Below are 15,793 nucleotides of genomic sequence, written 5' to 3' on the forward strand. Positions count from 1 at the left end.
TCGGCCCCCCTTATCGACACCGGATACAAGAAAAAACTTTTTATTTGTCAAAAGGTGTCGCTCTCCGATTTGCGTGCGTCTGTGTAAGCAGTTGTTATCGATAACAAAATCGTAACGTTATCAAACAACCTAAAATTTTATATGTGCGAGTAAAACTTAATACTCGCGGGCTCAGGGGGCAGACCATGACGGATCGGGGCAATATATTTCAGGGCACCATGATAAAGGCGGTTGCTCCAAAAAAGACCGCTCAACAGAAAATGACGACGGCAAGCCCAAGAGGCCTGAGATCGGTGCCCCTGAGATCGACGTGTCTGAGATCGGTTTTCGGTTCTGTGTCCGTTATGGCGCTGGCCATCGGCCTGTCCGCGGCGCAAGGGTCGGCGGCCCTTGCGGATGCGGCGGCGGACGCTGCGGGGCAGCAGGGTGCGCGCACCGGTGCCGTCCCCTTGCAGGAAACCGCCCGCTTTGACCTCAGCCGTCGCCCCCTGGACAAGGCCCTGATCGATTTCTCTCTGCAGGCGGACGCTCGCATCTTTGTCTCGCAGGATCTGCTGACCGGCAAACAGGCCACCCCCGTCACCGGCACCATGCCGCGCGGCGAGGCCCTGCGCCGCTTGCTGCAGGGCACAGGTCTGGAATACCGCGAGGATGACAGCGGCCGCATCCACATCGTCCCCATCGGTGCCAGTGACCTGGGTGCCAGCACGGACACCGGCGCCCGCGTGCAGTATGCCTCCGTCGCCTCGATGAACCGCCAGACGGACGCCGCCTACGGTGCCCAGGTGTCGCAGCAGGGGCCCGTCAATGCGGATGACGATGGCGGCCCCAGAAGCTTCTTCGATGACCTGGACGAGGAAGAGGTCGAGGAGATTCGCGTCACCGGCTCCAACATTCGCGGGGTCGGTGTGTCGGCCGGCTCCAACGTTATCGTCATTGGCCGTCAGGAAATCGACCAAAGCGGTTTCGCCACCACACAGGAAATCCTTCAGGCCCTGCCGCAGAATTTTGGTGGTGGCGTGAATGAGGGGGGGGTTACACAGATAAATCAGAGCGGAGCTTCGACTATTAATCTGCGAGGTTTAGGGGCCAGTGCCACTTTAGTGCTTGTTAATGGACGACGTGTGCCGGCAGCAGGTTCAGATGGAAGTTTTGTCGATATTTCCACCATTCCTGCTACGGCGATAAAACGGGTTGAAGTCTTGGCTGATGGAGCATCCGCTGTCTATGGCTCCGATGCTATTGCCGGAGTAACGAATATCATTTTACGCGATGATTTTGAGGGCGCTGAAACCCGTCTGCGTTTCGGAACCGTGACGGATGGTGATACTCAGGAATACCAATTAGGACAGACTTTCGGCACAACATGGAATAATGGACACGCTCTTCTGTCCTATGAGTATTATAAGCGGGATCCATTGGCGCGGGCTGATCGGGACTTTACAGCCACTACCGATTTGACTGCCTTTGGTGGTGATGATTTCAGAACCAGCCGTAGCAATCCGGGAAACATCCTGGATCCTGTGACGCGTCAACCTGTGTTTGCTATTCCTGAAGGACAAGATGGTACTAATTTGCAGATTACCGATTTATTACCAAATGTTGTAAATTTGAGTAACCAAAATGAAGGTCAAGACCAACTGCCAAGGCAAGAAAGGCATACCTTCTTTCTCTCTGGTTCACAATCAATTGATGAAGAAATTGAGTTCTTTTTTGAAGGAAATTACGGACTGAGAGAATTTGCGACAAATAGAGGGCGTCAAGCTTCAACACTTAGTGTTCCATCATCAAATCCATTTTTTGTAAACCCATTTGATAATGATTTACCAGTTCTAATTGATTATGATTTTTTAGAAGACTTGGGGCCCATATCTGAACTTGGGGAAATAGAAAATTATTCTGGCCTTCTGGGTATGACGATCGCTCTCAGTGATACTTGGTATGTTGATGCTTACGGTTTTTATGGTGAAAGAAAGAGAGATTTTACGAGTAGTGGGTTTATAAATTTTTCTGCTCTTTCTGCAGCACTTGCAGACTCTGATCCAAGAAGTGCATTTAATCCTTTTGGTGATGGTAGCAATACTGATCCGGCTACATTAGATCAGATTAATCTTGTGACGGATATTAATTCGCAGACATCTACCTTTATAGCGAATGCTATGGCGAGTGGCAGTTTATTCGATATTCCTGGTGGTGAAGTGAAGGCTGTATTTGGTGTGGAGTACCGTGAAGAAACTTTTGAAACCCAGCTTATTAGGAGTGACAATTTTTCTTCTAACTCTGATTTTAAACGAGATGTAGCTGCAATATTTAGTGAAGTTAATATACCATTATTTTCAGAAGAAAATGGAATTCCTGGATTTAAGAAACTATTGTTATCTGCCTCTCTAAGGCATGAGAATTACGGAGGAATAGTAGATGCAAGTACTACAAATCCAAAATTAGGATTGTTATGGTCTCCAATAAAGGGAATCAGTTTTCGTAGTAGTTTTGGCACTTCTTTCAGAGTGCCAGATTTCTTAGAACTTGACGTAAATCCAAGTTCAGTTGGCGCTATAGCGCGTATACTTCCAGATCATTTATCTCAAAATGGAACATCTACACAATTACTCTATCTTGGCTCAAATGCTGATCTTGAAAATGAAACAGCAACAACTTGGACAATAGGAGCTGATTTCGTGCCAGTGTCCTTGCCACGTTTAGCCTTAAACGTGACATATTTTGATATTGATTTTGAAGACCGCATTATAGGACGGGGTGGTGACGTTTTTGGTGCATTATCTAGCCCTGATAATGAAGAGCTTTTTGGTGAACTAATTACGCGCAATCCTAGTCAATTAGATTTAGATGCTATTTGTAACAATCAAAATATTACAGTATTTGCGGATTGTACCGAAGGTGTAATAAATTCTATTATTGACGGTCGTTTTAATAATACAGCAGAAACAAAAGTTTCTGGTCTTGATTTTTCAGGTCAATATAGCTTTGATACTAATAGTTTAGGAAATTTTATGTTTCGAGTTAATGGGAGTTATATTTTTGATTTTGAAGAGTCAATTAATCCTGCTGCTGAATCTATAGATAGAGTTGATACTCTCAATAGTCCTGTTGATCTTCGAATGCGCAACAGTGTCAGCTGGAATAATGGAAATGGTATAACTGCAACGAGCTTTTTCAATTATACAGATAGCTATGTAGATAGAATTAGTTCTCCAGAAAGAAAAATTAAATCACATTCAACAGTAGACTTTAACATAAGCTATGAATTAGGGGGTGATAATTCGAATGTTTTTTTAAAAAATACAACGTTTTCTGTAAATATAATAAATTTATTTGATAATGACCCTCCATTTGTAAATAATAACGCAGGTAGCCTGATTCTAGATTCGGCTATCGGTTTTGATCCTGCAAATGCCAATCCCTTAGGTCGTTTCGTAGCATTCAATATCATCAAAACTTGGTAGTATAAATATTCTATGTAAAGTATTTGATATCGTAAATAGGTAATATTTTGATGAAAAATTTTTTTTATATTATATTTTTAAATTTATTATTGGGTGTATGCAATTCAGGTTTGCATGCATTAAATAATGAAAAGCACTCATTTCGTATTGATGATCTCTTACAGATAGAAGATATTAGAACTGTTATATTTAGCCCAAATGGGCAACGAGTTATTTTTCAAAAAATGCCGCCTTATCATTCTATTAGCGATTTTAGCGCTCATGCTCTAACGGTTTCACATCAAACAAAACTGTATAGTTTTGATTGGAAAGGCGAGGAAGGCCTTAAACCTTTATTTCCACAAGAAGATGCAGCAGGTTACTTTTTAAATGCTGGATCAAGTGATTGGTCGACTATACCTAATAACGGGTTCAATGATGATGGTTCTCGTATTATCGTTTATAGAATTTTCAACGGGAAAATTGATTTAGGTGTATTTGATTTTAATTTGAATCAAATATTTTGGCTGCCAATAGAGCCAAATCTCGATTCTCGGATTTCGACATATCCCATATGGATTTCTCCAGACGAGTTTATAGTTTCAGCCTTCCTGGAAGGACAGCAAGTTTCACCTCCCTTAAAAGCTAAGACGGCCAAAAAGCAATTGTTTGCTGATTGGCAGAATGCATGGCGTGGCGACACTGTAACTGCTCAAGTCTTGACTAGTAGTCCAATCGGTAAAGATGTAAATACTGATTTTGCTAATAATTTCAGAGATGGATCACTTTTATTAGTAAATGCTAGTACTGGTAAAATCATAAAAATTGCTGATGGCCTCTACAGTAGTTTGCGATTATCACCGGATGGTCGTTATTTAGCGGCACATAGGCATGGCGGTGAATTGCTATTAGATCCAGATTATCCTGTTATGGCTGTACCATTAACGAAATATCGTTTGCAACCAGTGGTGTTCGATATTGAAATGGGATACAAAAAAAATGTAGTTTGTGAGAAATGTGATGCTTTTTCTACGAGAGTAGAATGGTCAACGGATAGTCAGAATTTATTGTTTTTTGTGAAATCTTTTGATGATTTTTGGCACAAAGGGCGTTTTTTACGTTACAATGTTAATGAAAAAATAGCATATTATATAAATCACAATGGCCTTGACTTGGCTCCGGTATCATCAAATCGTATGTTGGCGGGGCCTGACCGTCCTTCTTGGATTGGTGACAGACTGGCAGTCTTTGCGCGACCCATAATAAGTAACGTTATAAAGAAAGAATATAGACCAAGTACTTATCATATAGCGGGAGAGCTTTCTGAGCAAGGACCAATAGAAGTGGGTAGGCCAGATTGGTATCTTTTGGCGGAAAATGGTGAACACATAAACTTAACATCGAATTTTGAAAAGATTTCTTTTGAAATTTTAGGTGAGGATAATAATAGTATTGTTATCTTTGCAGATAAAGATTTATGGCAGATTAAATCTGACGGCAGTAAGCAAAATTTAACAAGAGATATTTTTACCTCTCTTTCGGCGCCTAATATTAATACGACAAGGGCTAGGTTGGCTGCATCTCAAAATTTGAACCCCGATATAATACTAGAATCAGAAGAAAAAGGCGATGTGTGGATTGTATCTTTTAACTATATTACTGGTCTGTATAGTAGATTATTTAAAAAAACATACGATGATACAGATGTAAAGTCTATTTCTTTTGATTCTAAAGTGGCGATTGTATCAGAGAAAAAAGAATATTCTACAGAATACTATATTTTAAATATAGAAAATAAAAAGAAAAGTAAAATTGTAGAAATTAATGGACACTTAAAAAATGTCAAAAAAATGCATAAGAAAATTATTGAATACACATATAAAAACGGGAAAAATCAAAGAAAATTAAATAGTTGTATGATTTTGCCTCCAGATTGGAATCCAGATAATACTTATCCGATGATTGTTTGGGATTACCCGCAATTAAAAGGGAGTTGCCCTTCGTTAACATCGTCAGACTGGCTTGTTTTGAATATGGCTCCTATCGCAGCGAGTGGATATATAGTTATGTATACCGATCATGCGGTCGATTTACTTTCTACTGAAGATCGGGCTTTTCCTTTTGGAAACCTAACCGATATGGTTTTGTCAGCTGTCGATGCAGCAGTGGCACAAGGCTATGCTGATCCAGATAGGATTGGGCTTTATGGCGTTAGTTTAGGGGGGATTGGCAGTCTGTGGATGCTAACCCAAACAGATCGCTTTAAAGCTACGGTATCTTCATATGGTGCCGCCAATTTTGCTCGTATGTATGGTACCGTGTCTCTTATAGATTCTGTAACAGGTCCTACAGCTGCTTATGGCCAAATGGGTTTTTTTGAAATTCCTGCAAATGAATTATATCTCGGAGGCGCGAGGCCTTGGGAAGACCCACAAAGATATACTGCTGCGAGCGCTTTTTTTTCCGTTGATAAGATCACAACGCCAGTTATGCTTATACATTCTGATTTAGATGTCAAAGATGCTGGTGAATATCGTCAGATGTTTTCTGCGCTTAGGCGTTTAAGAAAAGATGCAATTTATATAGAGTATAGAGGAGAGGGGCATATACCAACAAGCCCGGCTAATATCCGACATAAAATTGAATCTGTAATCAATTGGTACGACAAATACTTGAAATAAATTTTACCATTTTGATTTAAATGCAGGGTATATGAATTTAACCACCATATACCCTGCTTTTTTTAGCTGAGGCTCAGGGTGTTATCAGCTTCACCCGGTACTCCAACGATGAATTTGGTAACTTCAGAGGCTTTTCCAAGGTCAATCATCTTACTCTCCTTTGTTTGATGATAATATCGAATTAAATTCGACACTTAAATATTAATTGATAGAGCAATATTTTTGTGGGAAAATAAAAGTAATATATTTTTATAATAATGAATAATTTATATTGCACACTATCTAGTTTCTTTGAGTATGCTGTCCATCAGCCTCTATATATTGATGAGGTATACTCCACTTTGTTATACCAGAAACATTTCCTAGTGTTTTCATTTTAGATGCTATGTTGCAATTTTGAATTTGATTGAGTCCAAGATTCAATGTTTATTAATGCAGATATTATTGGTACTTCAGAGATTGCCTTATCATCAGATAAATATTTATCAATTAATTCATGGTTAATTAATTTATTTTTTGACAGAAAACCTTCCATTAAATAGTTTCTTAAGAAAACTCTTTCTTTAGAAATTAGATTTTTATAATAAGATACAGCGCTTGATTTAGATTCGCGACAAATAATTTCTCTGGGTAAATGCTCGGCAAATGCATAGCGCGCTAAACCTCTTTGCATTCCGTTTTTTGCTAACAACCAGGTTGGAATTCGAAAGCATAATTCTAATAATGGTTGAGACATTATTGGATCAACAGGTGTCACGTGGTGTGGTGGTAGGAACAAACCTCTATAATCTAGAGATAAACTACAAAAATAAAGATGATGTTTTTTACCATTTGGTATTTTTTGATTATCAGAATCAAACCAATGTTCTATGTTTTTAATAGGTTCAGCTATATTTTGACTTATTAATGGTGAGTTAGTTAATTTATTGTTTATATGAGCATCGAATTTTTTTTCTGAAAAAAAATCAAATAAAGTATTTTTTAAACTTTTCCAAATAGAAATATTTTGAATTTGCGCTGATTCTATTATATATTTAAATGTGTTAATATTTATTCCTTTTGTTTTTATGTGATCGCTGGGGCCATGATTCTGAACTGGAGCCATATAGACTTGATCCCCACCAATTCCAGTAAAAGATGCTTGGGCTCTAGTTTTTTTTGCTAGATCGCACTCAAAGTCACTTAACTCAACGGCATGAAAATAATTTTCAGGTATGGGACTATGGTAAACGTTTTTAAAACGAGCCATGTTTATTTTCGATATAGACCGTTCTTGTTCGAATAAAGAAACACCCATATGTTCTGTTGCCATACGAACATAAATTCTTTCATCCCCGTCTAGTGCCCCGGTTGTGTAATAGGTGAAGCAAGTAATATCTGGCGGATTATCCATTTGTGTCAGGCAGGCCAATACGATGGAGGAATCCAAACCACCGATACGGTGTAAGATCCGCTCATAATTGCCGGCCCAGGCGGCGACGCAATTCATCGTCATAGTGCGCAGCAAGCGGGCAGCTTCTTCCACATCCTCGATCATATTCGTTTGGGATATGGTGGCCGGGTCCCATAATTGCTCGATTATGCGCTTGTCGCCCATAATGGATAGCCGTTCGCCGGGCATTAATTGAGTGACTTTTTTATAACAAGTACTGCTGCGTATTAAGAATAAATATTTCAAATAAAGTCCGATATTCTCCCAATCTAAAGACAGATCCAAAAATTCGAAATTGGCGATGGTTTCCATATCGGAAAAGAAAATATCCACCCCTTGATGGGGAATATAGTGGCAGGAAAACTGACCGATCGGATCGCGTACCACCCAGCGTTCATTCTGCTGTTCATCATGGACAAAGGCCACATACCGACCCCAGTGATGATCGACCAAAGCCTGGCCCCGGCTGTCCAGAATGCGCTGGGACTGTGCCATGTCCAGATGGGCATTGGGGGCCATGGGCTGGTCATCCGCCGTGGGCCGGTCGAACAGTTTGCCGGTAACGACGCCGCGTTGCCGGCCGTCCTTGCCGATAATGGGATAGGCCTGCATGCACCCTTCCTTCGGGTCGGTGTGCAGCACCAGCAGGCCGGGGCTGTCAAACGCGGTGTCCCATGTCAGCGGCCCGGCGTTAATGCGCGCGGCGATCATCCCGGCCGCTGATGCAGCGGCGGGAATGGTGTGGTCCCAGGACAGGGCGATATACCGGTACATGATCGTTTCCCCCGTCACACGGCCATGATCGGCGTCATCAGATCGATGTCGCTGATACAGCCATTATAGATATAGGTATCGTCCTGCACCCAGGCATGGGCCTGAAACGGGCCCATTTTCACGCCCAGAATCAGGTCGGGATATATGCCGTACGGCGCCAGGAAATCGACCAGAACCAGCGAGTCATACAGGCAGAAATCCTTTGACGTGAACAGGAACAGCCGCACCAGACGGAAAATTTCAACCAGTTCCCGTACCCGTTCCCGGTCCGGCGTTGCCGGGGCCTGGCCGGCCCGCACCTTTGCCGCATGGGTCTGTTTGCGCCGGCGCACGCGGGCGATCACCTTTTCCAGCGATGTAAAGCGCATGCCCAGGCTGACGCCGATGGCAGCTTTCACCAGGGTGACCACATGACCGGGCCGCACCCGGCGTTTTTTCGTCACGTCATATCCGGTCAGATCCAGCGGCGGGCAGGAAACCGTGACGGTTTCGGCCTGTTTTCCGTGGGCCGCGTCCTGCGTCAGCACCCCCTTGGCCACCATGTCCCGGCAAAAACGATCCAGGTCCAGTGTGCCGCCGTCCTTCCGGCCTGGCGTGGCCGTGTCGTGCCCGGATACATGGCGCAGGCCCAGAACCGTTTGCAGGGCCCGTGCCTCATCATCGTCCAGGCCCACATATTGGTCATGCCGCAGGTCCAGCAGGATCACCCCGCCGTCGACAAAACAGGGGAACATATGTTCAGCCAGAAAATAACGGGGCGGGGCAACCGTGTCCGTGGCCATCATGTTCATGTGCGGTCCTTTCACGTGCAAAGGGGCAGGGCCTGCCGGTGCGGGGGCCGCCATGTGCCGGGCCCGGTATGTCGTCCATTCTCAGGGCGGGTGCCGCCGATGGTGACCAGATATAGTCACGGTGTTACACCACATCCTGAAAAATGGTTTCTAATAATACCGGGGTGTGGTAACTGGTTTGTTCGATATATCGGAAAAATATTCTTTTATATTTTGGTCATGACAAAATATTCAGCCGAAATGCTGATATGAAAACTTGAGTTTCATTTGATATAATTTACGCGATTTCCTTTTCGCTCAGACTGTTCGTATTCCCTTGATGCTGTGTGTGCCACATGGCGGCATACAGGCCGCCCTGTTGGAGAAGGGCGCTGTGGCTGCCGCGTTCAACAATGCGGCCCTGGTCCAGCACGATGATGGTATCGGCATGGACAACCGTTGACAGGCGGTGGGCGATGACCAGCGTGGTCATGCCCCTGGAAACCGCGATCAGATTGTCCAGAATGTCCCGTTCCGTCCGGCTGTCCAGCGATGATGTGGCCTCGTCAAAGACGAAGATCTGCGGGTTTTTCAATGCCGCGCGGGCGATGGACACGCGCTGTTTTTCCCCGCCGGACAGTTTCAGCCCCCGCTCGCCGACAATGGTGTCATAGCCGTCCGGCATCGCCATCACCCTGTCGTGGATATGGGCCAGTTTGGCGGCACGCTCAATCTCGCCGCGCGCGCAGCCGGGCCGGCCAAAGGCGATGTTGTAGGCGATGCTGTCATTGAACAGCACGGTGTCCTGCGGCACGATCGCAATCGCCTGACGCAGAGCGTCGAGCGGCAGGGCCCGTGTGGACACGCCGTTCAGGCGGATGTCGCCCCCCTTTTCGCCGGATCCCCCATCCGCCCCTGACGGGCCGTCCGGATCGTAAAGCCGCATCAGCAGGCGGATGATCGAGGATTTGCCCGCCCCGCTGCCGCCGACAATGGCCACCGTCTTGCCCCGGCCCACGGTAAAGCTGATGCCCTTTAGCACCGGTTTGCCGGGCAGGTAGGAAAAGCGCACCGTGTCAAACACCAGCTCGCCGGCGCCGGCCGCGGCGCCCATATCGCCCCGTAGTGTCTGCGTGGCCTGTGATTCTTGCGCGGCCTGGGCCGCCGCGCTGATATTCCTGGTGGGCGGCCGGTGTGTGTCGGCCTCCGGCAGGCTGCCGGGCTCCCGCTCCCGCGCCATCAGGTCGGCCATCTTCTCGATAAAGGCGGCGCCATATGCAATGTCGCGGAAGGCCGCGCCCAGGGTTTCCATCGGCTTGACGATCTGCAGCATGTAGGCATTGACCAGAACGAAATCGCCCACGGTCATGACGCCCGCCGTCACCTGCGACACGCCCAGAAAAATGGCGGCCCCCAGCGACAGGGCGAACACACAGGCCACCAGCACGCCGTTCAGCGATTTGCGCAGGTAAAAGCGCCGCCATTCGGCTTCCGACTTTTTCAGGGCGGTGTCATAGCGCGCCTTCACTTCCCGCTCGGCGGTGAAATATTTCACCGTCTCAGTGTTGAGAATACTGTCCGTCATATTGGCAAAGGCATCGACCTGCGCGGTGGATACCGCGCGGCTCGGCCTGATAATCTGCCGCACGCCGAGGGTAAAGGCGGCGCCGTACGCCGCGATGGACCCGATCAGGATCAGGACGAACCCGCTGTCGAGAAAGGCGGCGATGACCGCGCCGATGATCGCCAGTTCCACCAGCACCGGCAGCAGGGTGAAAATGGCATGGTTCAACAGGATGCTGTACCCCGCCAGGCCCTGCACCAGTGTCTGGTTCAGCGCGCCGGTCTTGCGGTCCAGATGGAAACTCATCGGCAGTTTGATCACATGGTCCAGCAGCCGCCGGCTTAAATTGCGGTGCAGCCGCCGGTCCGCCGTGCCGTACAGATACCAGCGCATTTCGCCAAAGGTGCGCGATGCCCACAATCCGCCCAGATACAGGGCGATCAGCAGGCCGGGGCCCAGCGCCACGGCCTGCCCGCCTGTCAGCGCCACCGTCCTTGCCTGCCCGGTGCCCAGACCGTCCACGGCATATTTCAGCGCCACCGGCGCCAACCCGGCCAGGACTGCGGTCACCAAAACCAGAAACACGGCCGCTCCCAGCCGCGCGCGGATAAATCCGTCGGTTTCCGCAAGCGCCAGCGCGACGGCGCCGGCCAGCGGTCCTTTGCCCTCATTGGCCCCGTCAGCGGGTCTCGCGGCGCGCGCCCCGGCAGGTGCCCGCCCTTCGGCTGATGTGCGTGCGGGGGGTGTGCGGGTGTGCGGGGTGGATGCGGGTTCAGTGGATACGGGCCGGGCGTGGGGCATGGGGGGGTGTCCTTTGGCCGGTAAGGGCGCAGGGGTGCCGGTTTCACGGCCGCTGCTTTTGCAGGGCGCGGATATGGCGCTCAGTGCGGGCCTGGCGCACCGCGCGGATGACATCCGGCAGCAGGGCCAGGCGTTTTTCATGAAAATCGTTCAGCGCCGGGCGCAGTGCTTTCAGCTCTCGCGCATAATACAGGGCGCACAGGGCCGCCACATCAGTGGCCATGTCTTCCACAAGGGTGCATTCCTGCAGGCGGATATAATGGGTGCGGTCATTGATGTTGCCGGTCATATGCACAATGTCCGCATTGCCGGACTGGCGGGCGATGTGATTGAACAGGTCGTCCATCATCTCCACAATCGAGCCGGCGGGCAGGTCGGCCAGCCGGTCGCCAATGTCGAACAGTTTCGGCGGTTTCAACAGGCCCGGAATCTGCCGGTTGCGGGTGGCCGCCGCCAGCGACCAGTCCAGCAGATGCTGGCCCAGCCGGTACAGGTCGCGGGTTTCCGCCTCCGAGATGTCCTTGGTGAAAAAGCCGGCCTTGGGCATGTCGCTGATCACGCGTTCGGCGGCCAGCTGGATCAGCGCCTCGCGCACCGGGGTGTTGCTGACACGCAGCCGGTCGGCCAGCGGTTCCAGGCGAATACGTGCGCCGGGGCCCAGCTCGTGGGTGATGACCATGGCCTTGATCGCGTCATAGACGCCGGTATGGCCCTTGGCGTCCGGCACATCATCATGGTGTTGTGTTCCGTCCCGGTGCGGCGGCTGCGGCTGTGTCGTCTTCGGGCGTGTTTTGTTCGGGTCTGTCAGTGTCTGCATGGTTCCTGTCCCAATCGCGTTCAGATATCAAGGGGCTCCTTCGGCTCACAGCAGGGTCATCAGCCTGGGTAAAAGCTGAAACCGCCGCCCGTGATAGGTTTTGATCGCGCGCCGCAGCGCGCCGATCCGCCTGCCCCCATACAGGCTGTGCAGGGTGCTCAACTCCCCGTCCCCGTCAGTCATCAGCACGCCTTCGCACAGGCGGGCGTAAAACAGTTTTCTGTTGCCGGCATGGATCGCTTTGGCCGCCCCTGCATCCGCGTGCAGGCTGGCGATGTGGCTGAAAAAACGGCCCGTTCTGCCGGCCAGAGATACAGCTCCCTGTCTGTCTGCGTCACAGGGGCCGCCTGTATCGCTGTCTGGGACGCGGTCGGTATTGTTTCCGCCGGTTTGCCCTTCGCTTATGTGGGTGGTCTGGCTGCATACGGCATCGGCATCCCCGCCGGCGCGCCCCGTCAGCGGGGTGAACAGACCCGGCCGTTTCATCAGCCTGTCGAGCGCCTGGTCCAGGATGGTTTCCGTGTGGTCGTACAGGTGCGTCAGTTCGTGGTGTGACAGCGGTTTGACGCAGTCCCAGGCCGGACTGTTCCCCTCCAGAACCCGCCGGATCAGGTCGTCCAGGGCCTCGCGCACCTCTCTGCCGGTCACGGTGTCGGTGGCCGCGTACATCTGGGCGACCAGTGCCCGCGTGGCGGGGGAAATATGGCGTGCCAGAATGTCCAGCGCCCCTGCCGTGCCATAGGCCGGGACGGTGTGCATGGCCTGTCCGGTGACGGTGGAACGGACAGGTCTGGTCATAGGGCCGTCTCGCGGGCCGTCATCGTGCGAAACGCGGCCAGCCGGCCGCTGGCCCCCTGGGGGGTCTGGCCGGGTTTTATCCGGTTGGGGCCTCCCGCGGCGGTCGTGGTCCGGTCCGTTGGTGTGTGTTGCTGCGGCGTCCGGGTTTTGCCCGCATCCCCGCCATGGGACGGGTATCCCAACCCGGTGGCCGGCGCCGATGTACCGGAAGATTGGCCAGGTGGTATATAGGCGGCCTGGTCGGGCGGGCTGTCGTCAAACGCGGCCTCTCCGCCCTGCGTGCTGCGGCTTGGGGAACAGGGGACGGCGTTTGCGCTCCTGTACGGGGCCGGTGCTGACATCCAGGTGGTCCCCTGAAGGGTGGTGATGGTACCATTTCGGATGTGGAACGGCATCTGTATATCCTTAACATCGATAGTCGCTGGCGGTCAGGCCCGCCTCGTCAGCCGCATCAGACGGCTTTGTCAGGCGGCTTTGTCAGGCGGCCGGGTCAGCGGGGCCTCTTCCGGCCGGACGGCGGTGTCCGATCGTATCGTGCTGCCGGTTCGGCCCATATTTTTCGACGTGACCGGGGCGGCGATCTCCTCGCGGCCATGCCCGTCCGGTTGCGGACTGCCGGCGCTACGGCTTGCGGCGTTGTCCATGCCGGGGCAGAGGGCCATGGCGACCGTTCGGCGGAAACTGTGCGACGATGGCGGAACATCCGGTCCGGTTGCTTACCGTATCGCTGGCGGCGGATGTGGGTGACGACGTGAATCATCGGCTTCTCTGAACAGTTGCATTTACCGGAGAAGTGTGCGGATAAACGCGGTCTTCAGAAACCCGTAGAAATACCTGAAAAAGAAATAATATATAAAAATCAAATATTTATGATGTTATAAGCCTCTCAGCAATCTTTCGGGAATACCACTGGAATTGTCCAATAGGTTGTAAGGCGGCCAGCCGGATTCGCGCCGTCGGGGCCCTGTGCGGGGGCCTGTTTCACAAGGGGGCTGGGTTCAGGGTATGACCAGGCCGCCCGATACCGCCAGGGCGACGGCCTGGGTGCGTGTGCTGACATTGAATTTCTTGCGAATATTTTCCATATAGCCGTTCACCGTGCGGGCCGAAATTGACAGGATGCGGCCGATTTCATAATCGCTTTTGCCCTTTGCCATCCACACCAGGCATTCCCGTTCCCGCGGTGTCAGCGACGGTGGATCGAACAGCTGTGTCTGCCGCCCCGTCAATTCAACGATTTTCAGGACATAGTATTCGGCCAGAAGGTGCAGGATGTGGAATGTGGCCGGGTCCACATCCGTGTGGGCGCCGGCCATATTGACACAGCATGGATAATGGCCGGGCAGGGTGACGGGCACCGTCATGCCTTCGCGGATGCCATACTGTTCCGCCTCGGCAAAAATCCGGCGGTTGCGTTTGTCGGACCGGTCCAGGCTGCTCCATCTGTAAGGGCCGATATTGCTGAAAGCGGTCTTCAGCACAACATCGTCACGGAAATAACCCTCGCGTTTATATCGTTCAATCCATGCCGGCGGATAATCGAAAATCTGAATGGCGTTTGGCGGCGGGTTGTTCATATCCACCAGTGAAATGCAGATATGCTTGCCAAAGCCAAGCTGGGCGATCTCGCTGGCAAAAGCCCGCCGCAGGTCATCCACCGTGTCGACCGTCTTGATCTTGGTGATGAAGTTTTCGACCAGTTCAAGACCTGGCATCATCATTTCCATCATGGCGGCTGGCGGATGACGGTATGCGCGCGATATCCGTATGAAACATCTTTGATGTATGCCGGCGTCGGCTGTTTCCAAGCCCCCGCACAATCAGCGTCGGCACAGCCAGTCCGGTCAGTTCGGAAACGGAAGACCCCCACACAGTGCAAGGTTTGAAGGACAGATCATATATGGGCCGGGCATTGATGCGCCGGCCCTGTCCTGCCTTGAAAGACTCAAACCGTTTGGTCGTCTTTTATTTCGCCGCTTGCGGGTCTCTGTCTCCGCCATGATCAAGACCAGAGTCCGCTTCCTTGACTTAATACTCTGGATAGCAAAAAACGCCAATAGCCTATCTTATTACGCGTAAATTTTTACTATCAATCTATCTATAGTCGCACATTGTGGTGTGATTGTGGTCCTAATATGGCAAGCCCTGCCCCACGCACCTAGGGCGCGCGGGCGCAGGGCCGGTCAAGTGTGGGGGCGATTGCGGCAGTGTCGTGTAAACGGCGGGATAGTGCTGCCTAGTCGGTTTGGAGCCCTTGCTCCAGGGTGGTGCAGACATCCGCCCAGAAATCAGCGTCGGCCAGCCGGCCTTCCCGGTGTGCGGCCTGCCGCCGCCGCTGTGCTTCTGCGGTCGGGGCGTCATAACACTGGCGCAGCACATCCGCCGCTTCCGCCGGCGATGTGACCGTGTGCAGGCAATGCGATGGTTCTTCCGGCTGTTCGGGCCGGCCTTCACGCTTTTCGTGCGCAATTTTCATTTTTGGCTCTCATGATGATCCCATCTCTCACTCCTCCAAAAGAGCCATTGTTTGCAATTACAATCTTGTAGCTTGTTGCATATTGAAAAGACTGTGGCCTGCCTGCCGCAGGATGCATCAACCCATGGTTTTTGGTATATAATTTTGCCTCTTCAGGTTGCTTCGAGCAACCTCTGTACAGCTGGACATATGCGCGTGTCATTCTGGTGGCCGTGGTTGAGACTGCCGCGAGTCTGC

At 50.5% G+C, this 15,793-nt stretch carries 9 protein-coding genes; 2 read left to right on the forward strand and 7 right to left on the reverse strand.

All coding sequences use genetic code 11. The annotated features are described in order from the left end of the window. Positions 1 to 185 precede the first annotated feature (185 nt). On the forward strand, positions 186 to 3,464 hold the full coding sequence (locus tag BXY39_RS08610) for a TonB-dependent receptor (RefSeq protein ID WP_121938468.1): 3,279 nt from the start codon (positions 186 to 188) through the stop codon (positions 3,462 to 3,464). A gap of 50 nt (positions 3,465 to 3,514) precedes the next feature. Beyond that, positions 3,515 to 6,124, forward strand: coding sequence for an alpha/beta hydrolase family protein (locus BXY39_RS08615; RefSeq protein ID WP_121938469.1), 2,610 nt, complete (start codon positions 3,515 to 3,517; stop codon positions 6,122 to 6,124). A 376-nt stretch (positions 6,125 to 6,500) separates the two neighbouring features. On the opposite strand, the gene BXY39_RS08620 is transcribed toward BXY39_RS08615, so the two are convergent. The 7 genes from BXY39_RS08620 to BXY39_RS08660 all read right to left on the reverse strand — a co-directional run bounded on the left by BXY39_RS08620 (position 6,501) and on the right by BXY39_RS08660 (position 15,556). Beyond that, the gene (locus tag BXY39_RS08620) at positions 6,501 to 8,330 is read right to left on the reverse strand and encodes an asparagine synthase-related protein (protein WP_121938470.1); all 1,830 of its coding nucleotides are present in this window, start codon (positions 8,328 to 8,330) and stop codon (positions 6,501 to 6,503) included. Positions 8,331 to 8,344: 14 nt separating this feature from the next. Beyond that, positions 8,345 to 9,121: a lasso peptide biosynthesis B2 protein gene (locus BXY39_RS08625; protein WP_170163719.1), complete on the reverse strand. Its 777-nt coding sequence runs from the start codon at positions 9,119 to 9,121 to the stop codon at positions 8,345 to 8,347. A gap of 277 nt (positions 9,122 to 9,398) precedes the next feature. Next, entirely contained in the window at positions 9,399 to 11,465 is a 2,067-nt protein-coding gene (locus tag BXY39_RS19705; protein ID WP_245999021.1) for an ABC transporter transmembrane domain-containing protein, read from the reverse strand. A 43-nt stretch (positions 11,466 to 11,508) separates the two neighbouring features. Further along, positions 11,509 to 12,282 (reverse strand): GntR family transcriptional regulator, encoded by a 774-nt coding sequence (locus BXY39_RS08635; RefSeq protein ID WP_121938473.1) that lies wholly within the window; start codon positions 12,280 to 12,282, stop codon positions 11,509 to 11,511. A gap of 45 nt (positions 12,283 to 12,327) precedes the next feature. Beyond that, on the reverse strand, positions 12,328 to 13,080 hold the full coding sequence (locus tag BXY39_RS08640; protein ID WP_121938474.1) for a hypothetical protein: 753 nt from the start codon (positions 13,078 to 13,080) through the stop codon (positions 12,328 to 12,330). A gap of 998 nt (positions 13,081 to 14,078) precedes the next feature. Continuing rightward, on the reverse strand, positions 14,079 to 14,795 hold the full coding sequence (locus BXY39_RS08655; RefSeq protein WP_170163720.1) for a LuxR family transcriptional regulator: 717 nt from the start codon (positions 14,793 to 14,795) through the stop codon (positions 14,079 to 14,081). 521 nt (positions 14,796 to 15,316) lie between these two features. Beyond that, positions 15,317 to 15,556, reverse strand: a complete 240-nt coding sequence (locus BXY39_RS08660; RefSeq protein ID WP_121938478.1) for a hypothetical protein — start codon at positions 15,554 to 15,556, stop codon at positions 15,317 to 15,319. Between the last annotated feature and the right edge of the window lie 237 nt (positions 15,557 to 15,793).

The organism is Eilatimonas milleporae (assembly GCF_003688555.1).
GTDB classification, from domain to species: Bacteria; Pseudomonadota; Alphaproteobacteria; order Sphingomonadales; family Kordiimonadaceae; genus Eilatimonas; species Eilatimonas milleporae.

Bases quoted from the DNA above. Each gene is read 5' to 3' on its own strand.
- BXY39_RS08610 (WP_121938468.1), top strand. From the start codon at position 186: ATGACGGATCGGGGCAATATATTTCAGGGCACCATGATAAAGGCGGTT.
- BXY39_RS08615 (WP_121938469.1), top strand. From the start codon at position 3,515: ATGAAAAATTTTTTTTATATTATATTTTTAAATTTATTATTGGGTGTA.
- BXY39_RS08620 (WP_121938470.1), bottom strand. From the start codon at position 8,330: ATGTACCGGTATATCGCCCTGTCCTGGGACCACACCATTCCCGCCGCT.
- BXY39_RS08625 (WP_170163719.1), bottom strand. From the start codon at position 9,121: ATGAACATGATGGCCACGGACACGGTTGCCCCGCCCCGTTATTTTCTG.
- BXY39_RS19705 (WP_245999021.1), bottom strand. From the start codon at position 11,465: ATGCCCCACGCCCGGCCCGTATCCACTGAACCCGCATCCACCCCGCAC.
- BXY39_RS08635 (WP_121938473.1), bottom strand. From the start codon at position 12,282: ATGCAGACACTGACAGACCCGAACAAAACACGCCCGAAGACGACACAG.
- BXY39_RS08640 (WP_121938474.1), bottom strand. From the start codon at position 13,080: ATGACCAGACCTGTCCGTTCCACCGTCACCGGACAGGCCATGCACACC.
- BXY39_RS08655 (WP_170163720.1), bottom strand. From the start codon at position 14,795: ATGCCAGGTCTTGAACTGGTCGAAAACTTCATCACCAAGATCAAGACG.
- BXY39_RS08660 (WP_121938478.1), bottom strand. From the start codon at position 15,556: ATGAAAATTGCGCACGAAAAGCGTGAAGGCCGGCCCGAACAGCCGGAA.